This window comes from Nocardia bovistercoris, from assembly GCF_015674855.1.
Classification (GTDB): Bacteria; Actinomycetota; Actinomycetes; order Mycobacteriales; family Mycobacteriaceae; genus Nocardia; species Nocardia bovistercoris.
In genome coordinates this window covers 249,016-269,537 of record NZ_JADMLG010000003.1, presented here as the reverse complement: position 1 = coordinate 269,537, position 20,522 = coordinate 249,016, and the positions used below count along the sequence as shown (strand labels likewise).

The window sequence follows — 20,522 nt, the reverse complement described above, 5'->3', positions numbered from 1 at the left end:
AATCCGAACCGGTCTGTGGGGAACTCGGATGGATGTCACGATTTCAGTTGCGGGAGTGGCCGATCGCGGAGACAGCCTGCGTGCCCTACGCACGTGGTTGGTGGGCGAAGATCTGCTGCGGGGGCGCGCGAGAGCGGTCACGAGCCCACCTCCGGAGGGCGCGTTGGGCTCGACGGTGGAAACGCTCGCGATCGCGCTGGCGCCCGGAGGTGCGGCCACGGTGCTCGCGAGTGCGCTCGTCACCTGGATTCGGCGGCAACGAGGTGACATCACCCTCAAAGTGGTCCGGCCGGACGGTGCATCGGTGGAGTTCAGCGGTGCGAACGCACGATTGCAGGACGACAACACCCGTCAGTTGATCACCGATCTGCTGGAACACGCGGATTCCGACGGTGATGTCGAGGACGTTCGGTAGGCGTGCACCGATATGGCCGATGAACGGGCAACCGCACTTGGCAGCGCGGGTTCGCGCGCGCTGGTCGTCGGCACCGGCAGGCACGGCGCGTCCTCCCGACTGCCGGACGTTGCCGCCGTCGACAACACCGTGGCAGAACTCGGCCGTTGCCTGACCGAACGCTGTGGGATGCCTCGAGCCGAGGTATGCGTCGATCCCGCGGGACCGAAGGATTTCCTGCGGGCATTGATCGAAACGGCCGCGCAGGCAAGCGATGTCTTCCTGTTCTATTACGTCGGGCACGGGCTCATCGGGCCCGGCGGCGAGCTGTATCTGGCGACAGCGGCGACCGAGGACGAAGGCATCGGATTGGCGGTGGACGCGCTGGCGTACTCCACGGTTCGCGAGGCGCTCACCGAATGCCCCGCGCGTTCGATCATCGTCGTGCTCGACTGCTGCTTCTCCGGTCGTGCCCACGGTTCGTTCGGCACCGCGGTCGCCGATGCGTTCGAACTGAGCTATGTGCGGGGCAGTTTCCTGCTCAGTTCGGCGTCGGCGACCGAGCAGGCGCTGGCTCCTCCGGGTGAGCCGTTCACCGCGTTCAGTGGCGAGTTGATCCGGTTTCTCGATCACGGTGAGAGGTCTGTCGGTCGTTTTCTGACGGCCGACGACGCCTATCGTCATCTGGCCAGGGCGTTGCCGAGCCGCGGATTGCCCGCGCCGCACCGCAGGGCGGGCGATCGAGCGGGGGAGATCGTGCTCGCCGTCAATCCCGCCGCGCCCGTGACCGTCGTCTCTCGCCACGGGCCACCCGAGCCCGTCGATCGGGGCGGTGTGAGCGAGCCACGTTGTCCTTACCGGGGACTCGAGGCGTTCACCGCGGTGGACACCGGCTACTTCTTCGGGCGCGACGACATGGTCGCCGCGGTCTTGCAGCGGCTGGTCGATCGACAAGACGAGGGTCCGGTCGCCGTGATCGGCCGATCCGGATCGGGAAAGTCCTCGCTGTTGCAAGCCGGAGTTCTACCGGCGATCCACGCCGGGGGATTGAACATTCGAGGTTCTCGCAACTGGCCGCAGCTCATCATGCGGCCGGGCACGGACCCCGTGCGCGCGTTGGCGAGTCGGCTGACGCGCCTGTGCGGGCTCCCCGAGGACGAGATAGCGGCCAGGGTGTGCGCGGACGAAACGGGGTTGGCCGACATCGTCCGCGCCGCGTCGAACGCGGGCAGACTCCGGGGCGGTCGCCTCGTACTCGTCGTCGATCAATTCGAAGAACTGTTCGTCGACGGTGACGAGGGGCAGCGGCACGCATTCGTGCGAGCGATCTGCGTGGCCGGGCGTTCGGCGAATCGGACGACTGCCGCTCCGCTGATGGTGATTCTGTGTGTCCGCGCGGATTTCTACAGTTACTGCACCGAATACCCGGACCTGGTGGAGATCCTGCGTGACGCCCAGATCCCGGTGCCGCCGATGAACTCCGAGCAGCTACGGGAGGTCATCGAGAAGCCCGCCCGCGCAGTCGGTCTCACCCTGGAGGACGGCTTGATTCCTCGGCTGCTTCTCGACCTGCGCAGCGGCCACGACCTGACTGCCGAGTCCGGCGGGACGCTGCCGCTGCTTTCCTATGCCCTCATGATGACCTGGCAGCATCGAGAAGGCGCGGCATTGACATTGGCCGGTTACCAGGACAGCGGAGGAATCTGGGAAGCCGTCTCGCGGCAGGCCGAACAGACCTACCAGGCGCTGGCCCCGGACCGGCGGCGAGCCGCGCGTCACATGTTGCTGAAGATGGTCCGCCTCGGTGAGGGAACCGAGGACACGCGCAGGCGTCTTGCCTTGACGGAGCCGGCGGCCGGGGCGTCCACCGAGCAGGCGTCGTTCGCTCGCGAAGTGTTGGCCGCGTTCGTGGCGTCCCGGTTGGTTACGGTCGCCGACGGCACCGCCGAGATCACCCACGAGGGTCTGCTGCGAGTGTGGCAGCGATTGCGCGACTGGATCGCCGAGGACCGCGCCGCGCTTATCGTCGACCAGCAGTTCGGAGATGCCGCCCGAGCCTGGGATCACGCGGATCGCGATGCGACTCAACTGTATTCGGGAAACCGACTGGCGCGCGCCCGCGAGCGCTACGCCGAGGAGTCCGCGCGGACCGCGCTCAGTTCGCTGGAACGAGACTTTCTGGACGCGGGCTCCGAGGCCGCCCGCCGTCGCGAACGGCGCCGCCGCCTGCGACTCGCGGCGGTGGTCCTCGCGGCGGTGTTGATCGTCACCGGCGGCGCCGTCGCGGTGCAGCGCACCGTGCGTGCGGCGTGGGAGCATCGGGCGGCGTTGGACAGTCAGGCGGTGCGATCGTCACAGGAACTGGCCGCGGCCGCGGACGCGCTGCGCGTGAGCGATCCCGCTGCCGCCCTGCGACTGAGCCTGACCGCGTACAACTCCGCCCGAACCCCGCAGGCCCGAAGCAGCCTGTACCGCGCCTATGTGACGCCGTATCCGACCACCGTCGTCCGGCACGACGCCCCCTCGCTCAGCGTGGCCCACGCTGCCGATGGCCGCGTCGTCGCGAGCAGTGGGCAGGACCACACGGTGCGATTGTCCGATATCGGCGACCCGTTCCACCCGAAGCCGACCGCGACGCTGCCCACGGACAGCGTCGCGATGCTCGTCTTCAGTCCGGACAGTCGGCTGCTCGCCGCACGCACCCAGCGGCAGATGTTCCTCTGGGACGTGCGCGATCCCTTCCGTCCTGAACAGCTGGCCGCGATCCCCATGGCCAACTCGACGGTCCACGCCGAAGACGGCGACTCATCGATACATCCGGCGATCGCGTTCTCCGCGGACGGCGCCGTCCTGGCAACGACCGGCACCGAGGACGGTGCCGTGCAGCTGTGGGACGTCCGCGATCCGCGTCGCCTCGCACGCGATGCCGAAATATCGGCTGACAACCGCAAAATCAACGATCTGTCCTTCGGACCCGATGGTCTGCTCGCCGTCGCGGGTGCGGCCGGATCCGATGGCGGCATCGTGCGTTTGTGGGATACCCGTGTCCGGCCGACACCGACCATGGTGGCGACTCTTCCGGTGCATTCGGCTTTCTCGTTGGCGTTGAGCCGTTCCGGCCGGGAATTGGCAGCGGCGGGCGGGCTGGGTGACCTGCACGTCTGGGATCTCACCGATCCCGCGGCCCCGCGCGAGATGGAGTTCTCGTACCGGACCGGCCGTTCAAATTATTTGGATATCGCCTACAGCCCGGACGGGCGAGGCTTTCTCACCACCAGCTCCGACGGCGCAGCGACGTTCTGGACCAAATCGAATTCGGATACCGGATACAGTGCGCAGAGTTCGCTGCGCGACCCCTCGGGAATTCTCGCGGCCGATTTCGGTCCGGACGACCGTCATGTACTGACCGCCCAAGGTGACGGCACTGTCGGACTGTGGAGCGTGCCCGCATCGAGCATTCCGGGCATCGTGGAGCAAGGCCCAGTCGGTAGTTCTGCTTTCAACAGTGACGGAACGTTGCTGGTCACCGCGCAGACCGGCATGCGAGGCACCCAATTGTGGCAGGTCGATGATTTGCTCCGGCCACGTCTGGCGGCAACGCTGCCTGATATCTACACCGGCGCCGCCTTCATCGCGGATGGTCGTATCCTGCTGACACGGGGCAGCGACCGACAGGCGGTACGTCTGTGGGATGTCTCCGACGCTCGTCATCCATCGGCGGGGGCGTCCGTACCCACTCCACGGATTCCGGCCGCTCGTCGTGAACTCCTCGCCACCGTCTCCGTCGATGACAGGCTCGAACTGCGTACCGTCACCGATGTTCTGCATCCGGTTCTGCATGCGAGCGTCACGCTGAACAGTCCCGTGGAGCAGACCGGCGCTTTCCGCGGGTTGTGGTTTCTCGATGACGGTTTGCTCGGAGTGTCCTACGAAAAAGAGTTGCATCTGTGGGACGTACGCGACCCCGCGCACCCTGTTCGCCGCGGCGCGGTCGCATCCGCCGATGCCATATACGGGTACTTCCCTTCTCGTCACCTGCTCGCATCCGGTCCGACCTACGTACCGGATGTCACCTATCTGTGGGATCTCACCGATCCGGATCACCCGGTATCGATCACCGAAAAGCTGAGCGGTCGATCGAATTGGATAAACGCCTCGACGGCAACCTTGGACGAGATCGGCCACGGGTTCGTCGTCGGCATCGACAACAGCAGCAAACTGTTAAAGGTATGGGATCTGACCGACCCCGCCACACCGGCTACCGTCGGCAATACCGCCCCCAGTGGGTCGCCGCACAATTTGACGTCGAGCCCGACGGGAAATGTCCTGGTCGGCACGAGCTCGGACGACAGCGCGCAAATATGGAAGATAACAAGCGGATCCGGGCGACCACAGCTCGAAGACCTGATCACTCGCTTGCCGTCGGATCGGCAGATAGTCTTCCGCCCCGATGGCAATGCCATCGCGACGACGCTGCCCACCTATACCGGTAACCTCGGGCTGTTCTATCCCGCACCGGTATATCGCTCCATCATCTGGCCGCTCGACGCGGAAAGCCTCTATCGGCAGCTGTGCACCGACATCGATGATGTCGCGGTTACCGACGACTGGAAGAATTACCTACCGCGCCGATTCCACAGACCGGCCTGCACTTGAGTACCGGGCCGACCCGGTGACTTCCCGGCGGCCTACGGATTGTCTACGCTGATCAGGGCTTTGCGCCCCGGCATCATGGCCGACGCGACGACCATGATCACGGCCATTCCCGCCAGGGCGAGGAAGACCAGGTGCAGCGCGGTGGAGAGTTCGGTGGGGGACGGGTGGTCGGGGGATTCGAGGCGGGAGTTCACGAGGGCTCCGAAGACCGCGACGCCGACCGCGCTGCCGATGGCGCGGGCGAACATGTTGGCGGAGGTCACCACTCCGCGTTCGGACCATTCGGCGGCGGTTTGGGCGGCGATGAGGGTGGGGGTGGCTACGAGGCCCATGCCGGTGCCTACCAGGAAGCAGGAGGCGGCGATCTGCAGGAGGGGGGAGTGTTCGGTGATGAGGATGGTGCTTGCGGTGCCGAGGGTGGCCAGGGTGCTGCCGATGAGGGCGGTGCGGCGGAAACCTATGCGTAGGTAGACTTTTCCGGCTTGGGAGGCGGCCAGCGGCCAGCCGAGGGTGAGGGCGCCCACGGTCAGGCCCGCGAGGAGGGCGCCGGTGCCGAGTACGCCTTGGGTGAAGGTGGGGATGTAGGAGGTGAGACCGAGGATGACGGCGCCGACGAGGACCGAGACGAGGCTGCTCGCGATCACTACGCGCCGGGTGAAGATGCGCAAGGGGAGAACGGGGTCGTCGACTTTGAGTTCGACGACGGCGAAGACGGCGAGGAGCAGGGCGCCGACGGTGAAGATGGTGATGCTGGTGGGGGAGGTCCATGCCCAGGCTTGGCCGCCTTCGAGCAGGCCGAGGATGAGTGCGCCCGCGCCGAGGGTGAGCAGGATCGCGCCCGCGTAGTCGATGCGGGTGTCGCGGCGCGGGGCGGTTTCGTGGAAGCCGCGTAGCAGGAGCCTGCCCGCGAGGGCGCACAGGGGCAGGTTGATCAGGAAGATCCAACGCCAGCTGAGGTATTCGGCGAAGACGCCGCCGAGGAGGGGGCCGAGGACGGCGGAGACGGCCCAGACGCTCGCCAGATAGCCCTGGACTTTGGCGCGTTCGGCGAGGGTGTAGAGGTCACCCGCGATGACCATGGTCATGGGTTGGATGGCGCCTGCGCCGATGCCTTGGACAGCCCGGAAGACGATGAGCGCGACCATGCTCGTCGCGAGTCCGCAGAGCAGGGAGCCGAGGGCGAAGATCGCGATGCCGAGCAGGATCACCGGCTTGCGGCCGATGGTGTCGGCGAGTTTGCCGTAGATCGGCACGGTGACGGCTTGGGCGAGCAGGTAGACCGAGAACAGCCAGGGGAACTGGGAGAAGCCGCCGAGGCTGTCGGTGATGGTGAGCACCGCGGTGGCGATGATGGTGGAGTCGAGGGCCACCAGGCCGGTCGACAGCATCAGGGCGGCGAGTATCGGCCCGCGTTCCGATCGCAGTCCGACCGCCGATTCCGCTGCTTCCACGGCCACGGCGACCCCTCTCGTTCGTTCCGCTAACCACTGGAACGAACGTATCGGTCGCGGGACACTATTCCCACATCGTCAGGGCCGCCAGGTTATGCGGCCGCCCTGGAAGTCCTGCGCCTTGCCGCCCTGATAGTCGTATTCGTCGCTGGTCGGGTAGCCGTAGCGGCCGCCCTCGGCGCCCGCGCGCGCCCATTCGTCGCGCAGCGCGCCCCAGACGATGTGGGCGCCGCTGTTGGCGGTGTAGTAGATCGCGCCGCCGGTGAAGAGGCTGTAGCGGCCGTTGTTCCTGGCGGCGGACTCGTCGGTGAGCGGGTAGCCCAGCGGCCCGCCCTCCCAGCCTGCGGCGGCCCATTTGTCCCGGATCGGGCCGCCGATCTGGTGCGCCGCGGTGCCGAGCGACCAGTAGATGGAGCCGCGTTCGAAGTGGCTGAAGCGACCTCCGCCGACCGTGGACACTTGCTCGGCGGTAACCGGATAGCCGAGCGAGCCGGATTCCGAGCCCAGTTCGCGCCACTTCTGCCGGATCGCGCCACCCACCGGCTGTGCTCCGGTGGCTGGCTGCCAGTAGAACGAGACGTCGCGCTGGAAGGTCTGGAACTTCCCGCCGCGCGCCGCGTCGGATTCCGGGGAGGTGGGGTCGCCGAAGGCGGCAGGTCCGCCCTGCTGGTCGTAGGCCACCTCGATGGCGCCGCCGACCTCGAACGGGCCGATCGGGCGCGCCTGCGCGACACCGGCGCCGAGTAGGGCGCCCGCGGTGACGACGACGAGGGCCGAGGTCGCGCGGCGCGCGGAACCGGATGTGCGATGGGGGCGAGATCTCCGTGCCAATGGAACTCCCTGGACAGATGGAATCAGATTGCCGGTCGATAGCGGTGGCCGACTGTCGTGTGTCTGGCCGACGGTGCCGACCCGAAACTACCAGCTCACTTTCGGGCCTCGGCATCCGGCGTCGACTTCGCGTCGCTGCTCACATGGGGTAGAGGCTGTGTTTGCGCGGGTTGGGGGCGTAGTCCTGCTTGTCGCGCAGCAGGCGCAGCGCGCGCCGGAGTTCGAGACGGGTGCGCGAGGGTTCGATCACCGCGTCGATGTAGCCACGCTCGGCGGCCACCCACGGTGTGGCGACGGTCTCGTTGTACTGGGCGATCATCGCCTCGCGCACCGCGGGGCGCTGTTCGGGCGGCACCTGCTCGAGTTGACGCCTGCCGACCAGGTCGACCGCGCTCTCCGCGCCGATCACGGCGATGCGGGCGGTCGGCCACGCCAGGCTGATGTCGGCGCCGAGCTGCTTGCACGCCATGAACCCGTACGCGCCGCCGTAGGACTTGCGGACCACGAGGTTGATGATCGGCACCGACCCGGGTTGGACACCGCCACGACGGGATGCTCAGGGCTTGCGCAGTATCCCGCCGTACTCGTAGACCTCGGTGCGCGTCTTCGTGGTGCCGACGTAGGAGAGCAGCTGCTCGGGCACCGGTTCGAGCGGAGGCTGATCCGGGTCGGGCCGCCAGTCGATGAGGTTGGTGAAGCCGGGCTCGATCGGCTCCAGGCCGTCGAAGAGCGCGTCGACCTCGGCGGGAATCCGGTTCTGCCAGGGGATTCCGGCGCCGTCGAGTTGGGCGGCGAAGCGCGCGCCGATCTCCGGGTCGTCGCTGACGACCTGCGAGAACGCGATATGGCTTCCGGGGGCCGCGACCGTGTCGATGATGTGGCGCAGCGCGTGTCGCGCACCCGCGCCGACGGTGTCGACGTCCTTGAGATGGTGTCCGACCGAGAGGAACAGCACCGCAACCGGTTCGGAGAAATCGATGAGGCGCACCACGTCGGGATCGGTGAGCAGGGGCTCGGGATCGCGCATGTCGGCGGTGATGACGGTGGTGCTCTGCTGGTCGGCGAGCAGCGCGCGTCCGTGCGCGAGCACGATGGGATCGATGTCGACGTAGACCACGCGGGCGTCGGGATCGAACTGCTGCGCCACCTGGTGCACGTTGTTGTCGGTCGGCAGGCCGCAGCCGAGGTCGAGGAATTGGCGGATGCCCGCTTCCTGAACGAGATAGCGGACGGCGCGGTAGAGGAATTGGCGGTTCTGACGCGCGATGTCGACGCACTCGGGGAACCCCTCGAGCACATGTAGGATGATCTCGCGGTCGATGGCGTAGTTGTCCTTGCCGCCGAGCATCCATCCGTAGGCGCGCGCCGACGTTGGCCGGTCGAGCGGTATGGAGGTCTCGATCGTCTCGTCGGAAGTCATTGTGCTGCTCCGCCCCTCTCGCCCGGTGAGCGGTTTCGCTCGGTGGGCAGTGTCGTTCTGTGGAACCGATGCCGTGTCCCTCGGGTCACGCCGTCGACAAGTCTGACTGCTCGCGACTGCTCTAGCAAGGCAGCTCGATTCGTTCATGCTCGTGTGAATTACATTGTAAAAACCACGATTTGGGGATAGCTTATCGATACGTTCACGTGGCAGACTCGGCGCATGGGCGCGCGGGACATGCCGGAATCGAGTCGGTACGCGGACCGGGAGGCGATCGCCGAGGCCGCGCGCCGGGTGGTGGGCGCGGGCTGGTGGCAGCGCGACGCCGATTGGCTGCCGCCCGGATTCGACACCTATCTGCATCTCGAACAGGCCGCGCGGCTGTTGCGTTGCTACGAGTGCCGGGTGGTGCCGGAACTGCTGCAGACCCCCGACTATGCCCGGGCGCTGCTCACCCTCGCCCACCCCGAGGATTCCGAGGCCATGCGGGAACGCCGGGTGGCGCTGCGCATGCGCCGCGCCGAGATCCTGACGCGCCGCGAACCGGTCCAGCTCTGGGCCATCATCGAGGAATCCGCGCTGCGCCGCCCGGTCGGCGGTTCCGCGGTCTGGCGCGCGCAACTCGAACATCTGAGCCACGCCGCGGCACAGTACCCGAATGTCGCGGTGCAGGTGCTGGCCGATCCGGTGGGCGGTCCCGCCGTTGCCGAGGGTTCGTTCTCGGTGCTGCGCTTCGCCGAGGGCGACCTGCCGGATCTGGTGTATCTGCAACAACTCACCCGGCGGGTGTTCCTCGACGCGAGCGCCGACATCGAGGCGTATATGGGCGTCGCCGACATCCTTTCCGTGCACGCCATGGCGCCCGAGCACACACCCGCGCTGATCGAGGCCATGTGCTCGAGCCAGCCGCGCACCGTGGACGAGCCGAACCCGCGCTGACACAGGCTCCGGTAACGGGTTCCGAAAGATGTTGACACATCTCCGGTATGCCGGGACCGGGGCTGCTACCGTGGGCGGGTCGTCGGGTTCGGGCGGCTGGCGGAACAGGTTCATCTCGGTCGCGGAAACGCGAAAACCCCTGCTCCGCAGGCATTGCCTGCGGTGCGAACGGATGCGCTGCCGTCGGTTTCCGGTCCGCGGCTGGACCTGATCAACGGGTCGCCGAGGTGGAAACGGACTGAGGAAGGCTGAACGGAAGCGTTGAGGGCAGGTTGGCGGTGGGGTCCGAGCCCCGTGACGCGACCCGACGCGAGTTCGGTACTCCTCGACCGCCACGGCGCTACCCGGTTCCACCCCCTGGAGTCGAATCATTGAGCACGCCACCCTCTGCCTTACCGTCCCACGCTGTCTGCCCCGTCACGCACGGATCGCCCATCGATACCGACGGGCCACGCATGCCGCTGCATACCCCTGAATTCGCCGCCGACCCGCATCGCGCCTATCGCGAGGCGCGCGCCAGGTACGGCTCAATGGCCCCGATCGAATTGGCGCCCTCGGTGCCCGCCACGCTGGTTCTCGACTACCAGACGGCGCTGCGCATCCTCAACGATCCCGACCACTTCCCGGCCGATCCCAGGGCCTGGCAGGACAGCGTGCCCGCCGATTCACCGGTCAAGCCGATGATGGAGTGGTACCCGAACGCCCTGCGCAACAGCGGTCGGGCGCACGCGCGCTACCGGCAGGCCTACGTCGCGGCCATCGACGGCATCGACCTGCACGCGCTGCACACCACCGTCGAGCGGATCGCGGTACCGCTGATCAACACCTTTTGCGAGGCAGGCTCGGTGGATCTGGTCACCCAGTACGCGTTTCCGCTGGTCTTCGAGGTGCTGAACAGCATGGTCGGCTGCTCGGCGGAACTGGGCGCCCGGGTCGCCACCGGTATGGCGATGCTGTTCGACACCGTGGAAGCGGCGCGCGGCATGGAGATGCTGAGCACCGCCCTGCTCGAGCTGGTCGCCCTGCGTCGCGCCGAACCCGGCGACGACGTGACCTCGCGGCTGGCCCATCACCCGGCCGAACTCGACGACACCGAGATGCTGAGCCAGCTCATCAGCTTCTACGGCGCCGGCATCGAACCGCAGCAGAACCTGATCGCCAACACCCTGCTGCTGATGGTCACCGACCGGCGTTTCGGCGGCAATGTCCTCGGCGGCAGCCTGTCCACCCGCGACGCGCTCGACGAAGTGCTGTTCAACGACCCGCCGATGGCCAACTTCTGCACCACCTACCCGCGTCAGCCCATCCTGATCGACAACACCTGGCTGCCCGCGCACCAGCCGGTGCTGATCAGCCTGGCGGCCTGCAACAACGATCCGGCGATCCGCGGCGGCGACCGTACCGGCAACCGCTCGCACCTGGCGTGGAGCGCGGGACCGCACGCCTGCCCGGCGAAGTCGGTCGCCTACCTGATCGTGCAGGACGCCATCGATCAGTTGCTCGACGCCGTGCCGGAACTGAACCTCGCGGTGCCCGTCGAGCGGTTGACCTGGCGTCCCGGTCCCTTCCACCGCGCGCTGGCCGCGCTTCCGGTGGTCTTTCCGCCGTCCCCGCGGATGAATCCGATGTGAGCAGCGTGCCTCGCGGCTGATGTGGCGCTGCCCGCCCGGTTTCCGAATATGATTCCGGCCGTTGCGGTTTCATTGTTGTGGTCGGTGAATCGGTCTCGACCGGCGCTGCCGGTGCGATTCGGGCCGATGATGCGCGTCGGGGCGCCGTCGGGCGTCCCGACGCGGGTCAGCGATCGTGGATCGCGGACTCGTCGATCGGGCAGCTGACGGTGCGCGGAACCTCGATGCGGAAGTGTCCCGACCGCGATGCCATGGTGTCGCCGCCGACGCTCGCGATCTGCACGGTGTCGGTCGGCACGGATTTGTCCCCCAGAATGTCGAGCGCTCCGGCTCCGGCGAGGATGATGCCTACGGTGGCGAAAATTAGCTTCGATCGTTTCATGACCTGCTCCCGCTGATCGGCGAGTTCTGATGCTGAGCTCGGTCCATCCCGCTGAATGTTCCGCACCCCGTGTGGTCGCTGGCGATTTGCTTATGGGAACCGTAATTCTTTATTCGGGGGGTGAGCAAGACACAGAAGGGTCACGAAAGGGGTAGTTGAGAGTGTCACTACCTGGGTATACGCCCTTGACCGGGTAGATGGCGCATCGGCATCGACCGATGCGCTCCGGATGATGAAGTCATCTCGTCACATTTGCTGGTATTTCATAGATGTGATTATCGGCGCCCGATTCCGATTCGATAACTTTCGCGGAGACGTGCGGATATTTCGCGGGAAGGGCTGTCGGTCGTCGGTTCCGAGGGTGCGTCCGCCGCGGCGAGGTGGGCGAGCGCGGCGGAGACGGCCGCGCCCGTGGGTAGTCGACGGGCGCCGAGGCGTGGCTCGCACGCCCATCGCCATCCGAAGCCGTGATCGGACATCGGCAGCATCACCCGCCGTCCGTCCGCGCGCACACTCGCGCCGTGTGCGGACAGGATACGGGCGTGCTCGGTGTTCGTCGGCGCGGGTGGGGTCACCAGGAAGGTCCATCGGCGTCCGCGCGGGTCGGCCACCACCGGGCCGATGTGTCTGTCGTTCAGCACGCCGAGCACCAGGGAACCCAGCGTGGCGGGCATGTCGACGGCGTCGAGGCGCGGACCGCACACCACCGTGGGCCGCGCCGCGGTGAGTTCGACCGGGAGGCCGTACCTGTGGCGCAGCAGATGGGCGACATCGTATGGGGTGTAACAGGTTTCGAACACGGTACCTCTCGGGGGCGGCGCCTCGCGACGGGTGGTCGGGCTCGGCGCTGGGCCCGCGAATCGATGCGTAGATGAGAGCACCCGCGCGTTGCTTCGGCGTTTCCCCGGCATTGCTGCCCCATTGCCTTCCGCGCGCGGCTGCCGGGAGCATCGGCCGTCGCCGCTGATCGCGCCGACCGTGTGACTTTCGATTCTCTTCATTCGGTCGGAAAGTCGTGCGGGAATATGGAACTCGCTGCGATGGGATTCTTTCGCCGAGGTCCGGCGCCACGAACTGGTCGGGCTGTATTTTCATTCGGCGTGCGACTCGCCGAGTGGACTCGCCAGTTGGCGGTCAAGGGACGATAACGGCGGGTCGTGGGGGGTACATGTTGGCGCGCAGCGCATTACGATGGCTGTCGTTCGACGGTCGACAGCAAGGGGGTCGAGTGAATGCTGAGACGAACAGTGGGGGGCGGGAAGCCACGGAGCGGGCCGGTGAATTCTCGCTATTTCGGCGGCGGGCGGCGCGGGAAAACCGGAGTCGGCGAAAAATTCTCGGCGGCAATCTTTTTTGTCGTGCTATTGCTCATGGCCTTCGCGACGCTGTCCACGACCGCGGGACCGGTATTCGCCGTCCCGACCGCGAACGATTCACCCGCGCAGGAGCCGACCGCCGCGCAGGAACCGAAACAGCAACCGCAGGCGCCGAAACCGCAAGCGCCTGCGCCGCAGCCGCAACCTGCGCCACAGCAGGCGCCGCAACCTGCGCCCCAGCCGCAACCGGAGCCGGTAGCGCCGAAACCACAGGTGCAGCAACCGCAACCCGAGCCGGTGGCGCCGGAGCCGCAACTGACACAGCCGCAGCCGGAGGTACCCAAGCCTCAGGCGCCGCAGCCGGTGCCGGAGGTACCGAAACCGCAGGCATCGCAGCCGCAGCCCGAGGTGGCGCAGCCGGTACCCGAGAAGCCGAAACCAGAGGTTCCGCAGCCGGAAATTCCTCAACCACAATTAGAGCCGAAGCCTGCGGACTCGTCGAAGCCTGCGGATCCGTCGAAGCCTGCGGACTCGTCGAAGCCTGCGGATCCGTCGAAGCCTGCGGACTCGTCGAAGCCTGCGGATCCGTCGAAGCCTGCGGACTCGTCGAAGCCTGCGGATCCGTCGAAGCCTGCGGACTCGTCGAAGCCTGCGGATCCGTCGAAGCCTGCGGACTCGTCGAAGCCTGCGGATCCGTCGAAGCCTGCGGACTCGTCGAAGCCTGCGGACTCGTCGAAATCTGCTGAGCCGCGGTTGCAGGACACGTCGCAGTCCGGCGGGTCGCGGACGCCGGTCGGGGCGTGTGCGGACATCGTGTGTGACAGCGACGGCGAGAACGATGACGGTTTTCTACGGCCCGGCCGGAGCGATCCCGCGGATCCGTACCACGATTGGATCTGCAAGCCCGAGGACGGCAGGTTGCTCTGTGGCAATGCCTCGTGTGATCGGTCCAAGACGCCGAAGGAATGCGACTACACCGTCTGTAGCAGCAGTTCCGATTTCCTCGGATCCGAGTGCACCACAACGTGCATGGCAGGGATCGAGCAGCGGACCTGCCCACCGCGGCCGTGTGCGGCGGGTCTGTCGGTGCCGCTGTGTCCGTCGGACGGCACGCAGACGTGCGCGAAACCGTATCCGTCCCCGGTGTGCCCGGCGGTGTGGTGCGCAGGCGTCGATCCGAGCAAATGGTGTCCGTCGGGGTGTTCCCGCATCGATCTGTCCTGGTTGTGTTCGCTCATCACGTGCGCGGTCGGCAGTAAGTCTCCGAAGTGCGTGCACACCGATCCCGATGGGTCGAAGACGTGCGAACCGGGAAATACTCCGTGTGTCGACACCGGTACGCATACCGAAAACCCGGGAGGCACGAATACGCATGGGGGAGTGACGAACCCGGGGGCGGGCGTGACGAATCCGCGTGGTTCCGAGGTCACTGATCCGGGACCGGCGATCATCCCGATCCCGGAGACGAATTCGGTGACTCCGCCGCCCAGCACGCCGCCGCCGAGCACGCCCACACCCACACCCGCGGACCCGACCGCGCCTGCGACACTGACTCCTGATACGCCGACGTCACCGCCGGCTGCTCCCGAGACACGGTCGGCCGGACTCGAAATGAGCCCGAGGGCGATAGCTCCCGGCGGCGCGGTGGTCGCGGCGGGCGAGGGCTGCGATGCCGGATCGCCGGTCCTGCTGATGATCGGCGACACCCCGGTGGGCAGTTCCGTCGCGCGCGCCGACGGTTCGTTCCGTACCGCACTGTCGTTGTCGGCCATCGATGTCGGCCGGTACGAGGTGCGGGCGTGGTGCGGCCGCGCCCTGGCCGCGCCGTTGGACGTGGTGCTGGTGAGCCGCGTGAGCGGCGGCGCGGCGACGGTCGCGATTCTGCTGTTCTTCCTACTCCTCGGTGGCTGGTTCTACGGGCACCGACTCGTTTCTCATCAAACCGTCAGGAGGAGAGGATGAAGCGCATTCCCGCGATTCCCAGCGGAAGCGTGTGGACACCTCGTGTGGTCCGAATCATGTTGTGCCCCATGGTCGTCGTCACGGTGCTGGCCGGGGCGATGTTCGGCGCGGGTCCGGCCGCCGCGGCCTCCGACGGCATCCGTGTGGCGGCGACCGTCGATGATCGCGACATCGGCCCCGCGTCCTCCCGCGCCCCGCTTCGCCTCGTCCCCGACAGCACCGTGCGCGTGGCGGTCACGGTTACGAACAACACCCGTGCGCAGCTCGAGCTCCGCCGTGTCGATCTGACCGGGCGGGTGCTCGGGCTGAACTTCTTCTCCTATTCGACGGCGGTCGGGTTGAAGATCGCGCCGGGCAGCACCGAGACATTGCGCTACCAACTGGATCTGGCCGGCTTGCGGGGGCAGGCGACCGGTTTGATCGGCGGACGACTCGGGGTGATCGGTCTCGACGGCAAAGAGGTGGCCGGGGTCGACACGGTCACCGATGTCCGAGGTTCGATCTGGTCGGTATTCGGCCTGTTCGGTATCGCGCTGGCCGTGCTCACCGCACTCGCGACGCTCGACGCGACGCTCGGCATCGCGCGACATCGCTTGTCCGCCAATCGGTGGCAGCGCGGCGTGCGCCTGCTCGCGCCCGGTGTCGGCATCGGGTTGATCTTCGGATTCACCGCGTCGGTGCTGCGCTGGTGGGTGCCGTCGACGGGGATGTGGCTGACGGTCGCGGCCTGCGCGGCGGCCGTCGGCTTCCTGCTCGGATATCTCTCGCCGACACCGGAATCGGAGTCCGACGGCGACCCGGCCGATGAACTTCTCGACCTCTCGGACGCCGATGTGGTCGACACCGTGCGTCTCGTACCGAGAGGGCCGGACGCATGAGCGGCAGGGCGAGGGCGCGGACCGATATCGCTCGCGTGCGTGCGGCACTGCCCGCCTACGACGTCGACGACGTGATCGGGGAGGGCGGCTGCGGGGTCGTCCTCGCGGGTACGCACAGCAGGCTCGGCAGGCGGGTCGCGATCAAGCAGATGATCCCGCCCCAGTTCGGCGAGGATCCGGTGGTCCGGCGGCGCTTCATCGATGAGGCGCGAGTGATGGCGGCGATCGACCATCCGCATGTGGTGCAGGTCTTCGACTATGTCGAATACGAGGAATTATGCCTGCTGGTCATGGAATTCATGCCCGGCGGGACGGTGGGGGACCGGTTCAGCGAGGACGGACTCGACGCCGCGGCGGCCGTGGCCATCGCCTTGTCGTGCGCGGCCGGACTCGATGCCGCGCACCGGCACGGCATCCTGCATCGCGATGTGAAGCCCGCGAATCTGATGTTCGGTGGCGGTGGCGGGGTCAAACTCACCGACTTCGGCATCGCCAAGATCGTCGGCGGCGATGAGACGCTGGTGACCCAGGAGGGCTACATCGTCGGCACGTTGCACTACATGTCACCGGAACAGATACGGGGAGAACAGCTCTCGCCCGCAGCCGACGTGTACTCGTTGGCGACCATGCTCTATCAGCTGTTGTCGGGGAAGCTGCCGATTCCGCCGACGGAAAGCCGTGTCGGCACGATACTCGCGCACGCGCGCGGAGTCACCGTGCCGTTGACGAAGGTGAAGCCGAGCGTGCCCGAGCCCATCGCCGACGTGGTGATGCGCGGCCTGGCAAGCGATTCGGCACGACGGTTCCAGACCGCGGAGGAGTTCGCCGTCGCCTTGGGCGAACCGGCGGTGAGCTGCTGGGGCGAGGATTGGCTGACCTCGGTCGGCATCCCGGTGGTCGGGGCGGACACCATCGTCGCCGCGGCCACCGGGAGCGGCAGGCGTGGCAGCGGAGCTCATCGACGGCCGACATCCGAATCTCGCAGCGGTGAAACGACGTTCGAATCGACGCGGCCGTCCGCGGCATCCGAGGAAGGGCAGTCGTCGATGCCGACGACGGAGGGCGCGCCCGCTGGGAACGGATCGCCGCCGACCCTCGAGGATGTCGCCGCCGCGCGGCCACGGTCGACCGCGAGGCTGCCCCGGGTGCGACCCGACGGTGCGGTCGCCGATCACGGCCTCCGGTTGATCGACATCGATCGTGACGACCTGGTCCCCATCCAGGAAGTCGTGTCGTTCGACTCGCCGCGCGTGCCGCTGGGGGCGGCCGCGGTGCTGGCGGCCGCGGCCTGCGCTGTCGCCCTGCTCGGATTCGGCGGACCGACGGCGGGCGGGAGTCTGGCTCCCGGCGTCGTCGCGCTCGCCGGAGCCGATCCGGTCACCGCCGCTCCCGTCGAACTCGATCTGTCCGCTCCCATCCCGCTGCGGGTCGACGGACTCGACGCCGACGCGGCGCGACTGTCCTTGGACGTGCTCGGTGCGCGAGTGGGCGGCGACACCACGCCGATCACCCCCGGCGTCGCGACATCCGTTCCGGCGCCGGTGAATCCGTACGTGCTGCCCGGAACAGGGACGGGCGAGCTGACGCTGATCCGTGACGGCGTCGAAATCGCGGTCCAGCGTGTGGAATTCAGCACGGCGCAGCGTTCGACCACCACGGCGGTCGCGGTCGGCGTGGTGTTGCTCGCACTGTTCGGAATCGCCTATCTGGAATCCAATTTCCGTGTCCTGCGCCGCGGTCGCGGGGGAGTGGGCAATTACGCCGGGCTCTGCGCCGCCGCGGCGGTGACGGCCGTGGCGGTGGTCGGCGCGGCCTGGGTGCTGATCGGCACGTCGCCGACGGTGCCGACGCTCGTCGTCGCGGCGACGGTCGCGATCGGCGCGGGCGCCGCGGCGGCGGTTGGCGCGCGTCGAATGGGGAAGCGGTATCGCCATCAGCGCGGCGGTCGTCGTCGCACGGTGGCGGTGGTGAGAGGCTGACGCCAGGGTTCGGCGTGGGAGCCCCGGCGGTTCGGCGCGAGATGTCCGCGCGGTTCAGCGCGAGATGTCGCGGCGGCTCACAGCCCGCGCATGGCGGAGTTCGAACCAGTAGGCGGCCGTGACGGTGGCGTAGGAAGCTACTACCGCCGTCGCGACGAGAGCGACGATGAGCAGGAACAGGACGGCGATGTGGTCCACGAGACCCTCCCCGGAAAGATGGTGCGGCTACGTTGTCGACGGTGACTCGGCGCGACATCGCACCGTCTCGAAATGAAGCTGTTGCACACCTCGAATCGTAGAGCGATGTACGGCGCGTGGCATCCGCTGGAGGGTGTGAGACCTGTCATGCGAATTCGGTGTGTCCGGCCCCGCGCCCGAGCTCGATGAGGTTCAATTGAGGACGGTCTACGAGTACCGTTCGTGCGCTCGATCCTCTGAATTCCCGATTCAAGCATCACCTCGTCATCCGTAAAGGAGCATGAAGTGAGCATGATCCTGTGCGCGTTACACGACACCGTCCTCGCGCAGGTCGGCAATCCGACACCGGAAGCCCCGCCGCTGGCGGACAAATTCATGCAGATGGGTCGTTACTTCACCTGGCTCGTGCAACTGTCCGGACTCACCGCCATCACCTACGGCGGCGGCCGGTTCGCCTGGGAGAAGTGGAACGGCGGCGCTCTGCAATCGCCGAAGATGATCGCGGGCGCGATGGCCGGTGGCGCCGTCGCGACCAGCGCGGGCACGATCATGAACTCGGTGATCTGACACCCTGTTCACTCGACGAACGCTCGATCGCCGCCCGGAGGGGACTCTCGGTCGGATCAGGCGCTGCCTCGTAACGGCGTTTCGAGCAATTCGTGTAGGTGGCGGTTGAAGTCTTCGGCGCCTTCGTACATCGACCAGTGTCCGGCGCCGGGGACGATCCGAAGTTCGGCGGCGGGCTGAACGGTCCGAATCGCCGCGATGTTGACCGCCGGATCGGGGTGGGGGCGGTCGTGTTCGCCCCAGATGGCGTCGACTTGCGCCGGTACCTGTCGCAGGATGTGCAGCAACCGGTCGGGAATGACCTGGTGGTGGACGCGGCTGCGGGGGTGCCCGGCGTTCTCGTCGATCCACATCGCCGTGCCGTCGATTCGGTTCGGATCGTGAATCATCATCGTGTGGAGGTTGTGACGTCGTGCTCTGGAACGTTCTTCGCCGCTGAGCCCTCGCAACGGTTTCAACGCGAGGTGCGCCTGAGGCATCGGTGTGTCCAACCCGCCCGCGTCGACGATGATGAGGCGTCGGGCCAGGTGCGGCATCGACACCGCCAAGTGGGCGCCGATGAAGGCTCCCAAGGAGAACCCGACGATGTCGAGCGACTGTCCAGGCGTCAACAGCGCGGACAGGCCTTCGGCGAGTGCGCTCGCGTGCGATTGCGGACTGTCGAGGTCTCGGGGCGGCGCGGATTCGCCGTAGCCGGGTAGGTCGGGTACCAAGACCCGGCGATTCGATTCGAGTGCGGCGATATTGCGCACCCAGTGGGCCCAGCATCCGTGCGATCCGTGCAGCAACAGCACCGGAGGTCCGTTGCCCCACGAACGCCACACCACCACACCGTTTTCGCGCTCATGTTCATACCGTCGACCCCGCTGCTCCAGGACGCGCATGTCCTCAGGCGTATCAACCGACTTCGCACTTCCCCGGGGCGCGTCGCTACTCATCCAGTTCCTCCGAATCGAGTTGTACGACAGACCGGGTCAGGCTGTACCGCGTGCGCCCTGCCCGCGCGCCGCGCCGGTCACGAACATCGTCGATGATCCGCTGATCGAACTACCGATCAGCGAGGCACCTCGATACCGCTCAGCGCGCCGCCGGTCTGTACGACAGTCCGGGTCAGGTGCAGCGACGAGATCCGCCAGGCGCCTTCGACTTTGACGTAGGTCTCGTGATAGTGCCCGGCGCCCCGCAGCTCGTTGCCGTCGGGGAAGAGCAGCCAGTCCGCCATCGCCCAGATTCCGGTCGCCGTGGTGGGGGAGGTGAGGGTGATCTCCGGAGTGTGACAGTGATGCACCGTGGCGACCTCGGCGAGGGCGCCGAGGACGCCGTCGACGAAGGCGTCGACGCCGTCGAGTTCGAAACTGCCCGCGGGCTCCTCGGACGTCGCGACGGTGAGGTCGGTGCGGACCTGCACGTCCGCGGTGAAGACCGTACGCCAGCCCTGCTCGTCCTTGGTGTCGAGGAACCGGCAGTACCGTGCCTTCAACTCCCTGATCGCTTCTCGCTCCAGGACAGCGGCCAGGTCCGCTGCCGACTCCGGATGCTGCGACATCAACCCTGCTTTCTCGACACCGATGTTCGGCGTGTTCTTTCGGCGATTCGGTCGTCACGGCGCTGTCTCATGCAGACTTGTCGTGCCAACAGTATTACCGACTGTAGCGCTTTGTGCGGATATTCGATCATCATTCGAATACGCGAACTATTCGCGCGGTACTGCCGGATTCGGGAAAGCACCGTTCATGGTCTCGCCGTCCCAGCGGCTCGACATCGTCGGGTCCGAGTGCGATGAAAGGGTGCAGGCAGATGTTGCCCGCGACGCGACCGTGTCGATCGAAGCTCCGCGAATATTCGATGCACCTTTGACTATTCGTTCCGAGTACTCGTGGGCGTGTATGCCTCGACATCGTGGTCGACACCACCGGCC

General features: G+C 67.1%; 17 protein-coding genes and 1 pseudogene. 8 read left to right on the top strand and 10 right to left on the bottom strand.

All coding sequences use genetic code 11. The features are described 5' to 3' along the window. Window positions 1-55: 55 nt before the first annotated feature. Together IT779_RS09260 and IT779_RS09255 are read left to right on the top strand one after the other, a co-directional pair. Window positions 56-415: an effector-associated constant component EACC1 gene (locus tag IT779_RS09260; RefSeq protein WP_196148806.1), complete on the top strand. Its 360-nt coding sequence runs from the start codon at window positions 56-58 to the stop codon at window positions 413-415. 12 nt (window positions 416-427) lie between these two features. Further along, a complete protein-coding gene (locus IT779_RS09255; protein ID WP_196148805.1) occupies window positions 428-5,050 on the top strand; it encodes a caspase, EACC1-associated type in 4,623 nt (1,540 codons plus the stop codon). Between the two features lie 32 nt (window positions 5,051-5,082). Here IT779_RS09255 and IT779_RS09250 read toward each other — a convergent pair whose 3' ends face one another. The 4 genes and pseudogenes from IT779_RS09250 to IT779_RS09235 all read right to left on the bottom strand — a co-directional run bounded on the left by IT779_RS09250 (window position 5,083) and on the right by IT779_RS09235 (window position 8,752). Further along, window positions 5,083-6,552 (bottom strand): MDR family MFS transporter, encoded by a 1,470-nt coding sequence (locus IT779_RS09250; RefSeq protein WP_196149156.1) that lies wholly within the window; start codon window positions 6,550-6,552, stop codon window positions 5,083-5,085. Between the two features lie 27 nt (window positions 6,553-6,579). After that, window positions 6,580-7,332, bottom strand: a complete 753-nt coding sequence (locus IT779_RS09245) for an LGFP repeat-containing protein (RefSeq protein ID WP_196148804.1) — start codon at window positions 7,330-7,332, stop codon at window positions 6,580-6,582. Window positions 7,333-7,471: 139 nt separating this feature from the next. After that, window positions 7,472-7,858: pseudogene (locus IT779_RS09240) on the bottom strand (carboxyl transferase domain-containing protein); the annotation flags it as partial. A 30-nt stretch (window positions 7,859-7,888) separates the two neighbouring features. Beyond that, window positions 7,889-8,752, bottom strand: a complete 864-nt coding sequence (locus IT779_RS09235; protein ID WP_196148803.1) for an SAM-dependent methyltransferase — start codon at window positions 8,750-8,752, stop codon at window positions 7,889-7,891. Window positions 8,753-8,974: 222 nt separating this feature from the next. Between IT779_RS09235 and IT779_RS09230 the strand changes: the two genes are divergently transcribed. Then, window positions 8,975-9,691: a DUF5753 domain-containing protein gene (locus IT779_RS09230; protein WP_196148802.1), complete on the top strand. Its 717-nt coding sequence runs from the start codon at window positions 8,975-8,977 to the stop codon at window positions 9,689-9,691. A 371-nt stretch (window positions 9,692-10,062) separates the two neighbouring features. Further along, window positions 10,063-11,322, top strand: coding sequence for a cytochrome P450 (locus tag IT779_RS09225; protein ID WP_196148801.1), 1,260 nt, complete (start codon window positions 10,063-10,065; stop codon window positions 11,320-11,322). A gap of 166 nt (window positions 11,323-11,488) precedes the next feature. Here IT779_RS09225 and IT779_RS09220 read toward each other — a convergent pair whose 3' ends face one another. The 3 genes from IT779_RS09220 to IT779_RS09210 all read right to left on the bottom strand — a co-directional run bounded on the left by IT779_RS09220 (window position 11,489) and on the right by IT779_RS09210 (window position 13,832). Then, window positions 11,489-11,704 (bottom strand): hypothetical protein, encoded by a 216-nt coding sequence (locus tag IT779_RS09220; protein WP_196148800.1) that lies wholly within the window; start codon window positions 11,702-11,704, stop codon window positions 11,489-11,491. A gap of 275 nt (window positions 11,705-11,979) precedes the next feature. Then, the gene (locus IT779_RS09215) at window positions 11,980-12,504 is read right to left on the bottom strand and encodes a bifunctional DNA primase/polymerase (RefSeq protein WP_196148799.1); all 525 of its coding nucleotides are present in this window, start codon (window positions 12,502-12,504) and stop codon (window positions 11,980-11,982) included. Between the two features lie 980 nt (window positions 12,505-13,484). After that, entirely contained in the window at window positions 13,485-13,832 is a 348-nt protein-coding gene (locus IT779_RS09210) for a hypothetical protein (RefSeq protein WP_196148798.1), read from the bottom strand. 799 nt (window positions 13,833-14,631) lie between these two features. Here IT779_RS09210 and IT779_RS09205 point away from each other — a divergent pair. From IT779_RS09205 to IT779_RS09195, 3 genes are read left to right on the top strand one after another with little or no spacing between them, the layout of a single operon-like run. Continuing rightward, a complete protein-coding gene (locus IT779_RS09205) occupies window positions 14,632-14,982 on the top strand; it encodes a hypothetical protein (RefSeq protein WP_196148797.1) in 351 nt (116 codons plus the stop codon). Next, complete coding sequence (locus tag IT779_RS09200; protein ID WP_196148796.1) at window positions 14,979-15,860, top strand: hypothetical protein; 882 nt, start codon at window positions 14,979-14,981, stop codon at window positions 15,858-15,860. The genes IT779_RS09205 and IT779_RS09200 overlap by 4 nt, the downstream gene beginning before the upstream one ends. Continuing rightward, window positions 15,857-17,839 (top strand): serine/threonine-protein kinase, encoded by a 1,983-nt coding sequence (locus IT779_RS09195; protein ID WP_196148795.1) that lies wholly within the window; start codon window positions 15,857-15,859, stop codon window positions 17,837-17,839. Before IT779_RS09200 ends, IT779_RS09195 begins: the two co-directional genes overlap by 4 nt. Before the next feature lie 54 nt (window positions 17,840-17,893). Here the strand turns inward: IT779_RS09195 and IT779_RS09190 are convergent, their stop codons facing one another. Further along, on the bottom strand, window positions 17,894-18,037 hold the full coding sequence (locus tag IT779_RS09190; protein WP_196148794.1) for a hypothetical protein: 144 nt from the start codon (window positions 18,035-18,037) through the stop codon (window positions 17,894-17,896). Window positions 18,038-18,328: 291 nt separating this feature from the next. On the opposite strand from IT779_RS09190, the gene IT779_RS09185 reads away from it, so the two are divergent. Further along, a complete protein-coding gene (locus IT779_RS09185) occupies window positions 18,329-18,604 on the top strand; it encodes a hypothetical protein (protein WP_196149155.1) in 276 nt (91 codons plus the stop codon). 56 nt (window positions 18,605-18,660) lie between these two features. Here the strand turns inward: IT779_RS09185 and IT779_RS09180 are convergent, their stop codons facing one another. Beyond that, window positions 18,661-19,398 (bottom strand): alpha/beta fold hydrolase, encoded by a 738-nt coding sequence (locus IT779_RS09180; protein ID WP_196148793.1) that lies wholly within the window; start codon window positions 19,396-19,398, stop codon window positions 18,661-18,663. Window positions 19,399-19,658: 260 nt separating this feature from the next. Further along, the gene (locus IT779_RS09175; RefSeq protein WP_196148792.1) at window positions 19,659-20,150 is read right to left on the bottom strand and encodes a nuclear transport factor 2 family protein; all 492 of its coding nucleotides are present in this window, start codon (window positions 20,148-20,150) and stop codon (window positions 19,659-19,661) included. Window positions 20,151-20,522: the final 372 nt, after the last annotated feature.

Coding starts and splice junctions, on each gene's coding strand:
- IT779_RS09255 (WP_196148805.1), top strand. CDS start 428: ATGGCCGATGAACGGGCAACCGCACTTGGCAGCGCGGGTTCGCGCGCG.
- IT779_RS09235 (WP_196148803.1), bottom strand. CDS start 8,752: ATGACTTCCGACGAGACGATCGAGACCTCCATACCGCTCGACCGGCCA.
- IT779_RS09230 (WP_196148802.1), top strand. CDS start 8,975: ATGGGCGCGCGGGACATGCCGGAATCGAGTCGGTACGCGGACCGGGAG.
- IT779_RS09220 (WP_196148800.1), bottom strand. CDS start 11,704: ATGAAACGATCGAAGCTAATTTTCGCCACCGTAGGCATCATCCTCGCC.
- IT779_RS09210 (WP_196148798.1), bottom strand. CDS start 13,832: ATGTCCGCACACGCCCCGACCGGCGTCCGCGACCCGCCGGACTGCGAC.
- IT779_RS09205 (WP_196148797.1), top strand. CDS start 14,632: ATGAGCCCGAGGGCGATAGCTCCCGGCGGCGCGGTGGTCGCGGCGGGC.
- IT779_RS09200 (WP_196148796.1), top strand. CDS start 14,979: ATGAAGCGCATTCCCGCGATTCCCAGCGGAAGCGTGTGGACACCTCGT.
- IT779_RS09195 (WP_196148795.1), top strand. CDS start 15,857: ATGAGCGGCAGGGCGAGGGCGCGGACCGATATCGCTCGCGTGCGTGCG.
- IT779_RS09185 (WP_196149155.1), top strand. CDS start 18,329: ATGATCCTGTGCGCGTTACACGACACCGTCCTCGCGCAGGTCGGCAAT.
- IT779_RS09175 (WP_196148792.1), bottom strand. CDS start 20,150: ATGTCGCAGCATCCGGAGTCGGCAGCGGACCTGGCCGCTGTCCTGGAG.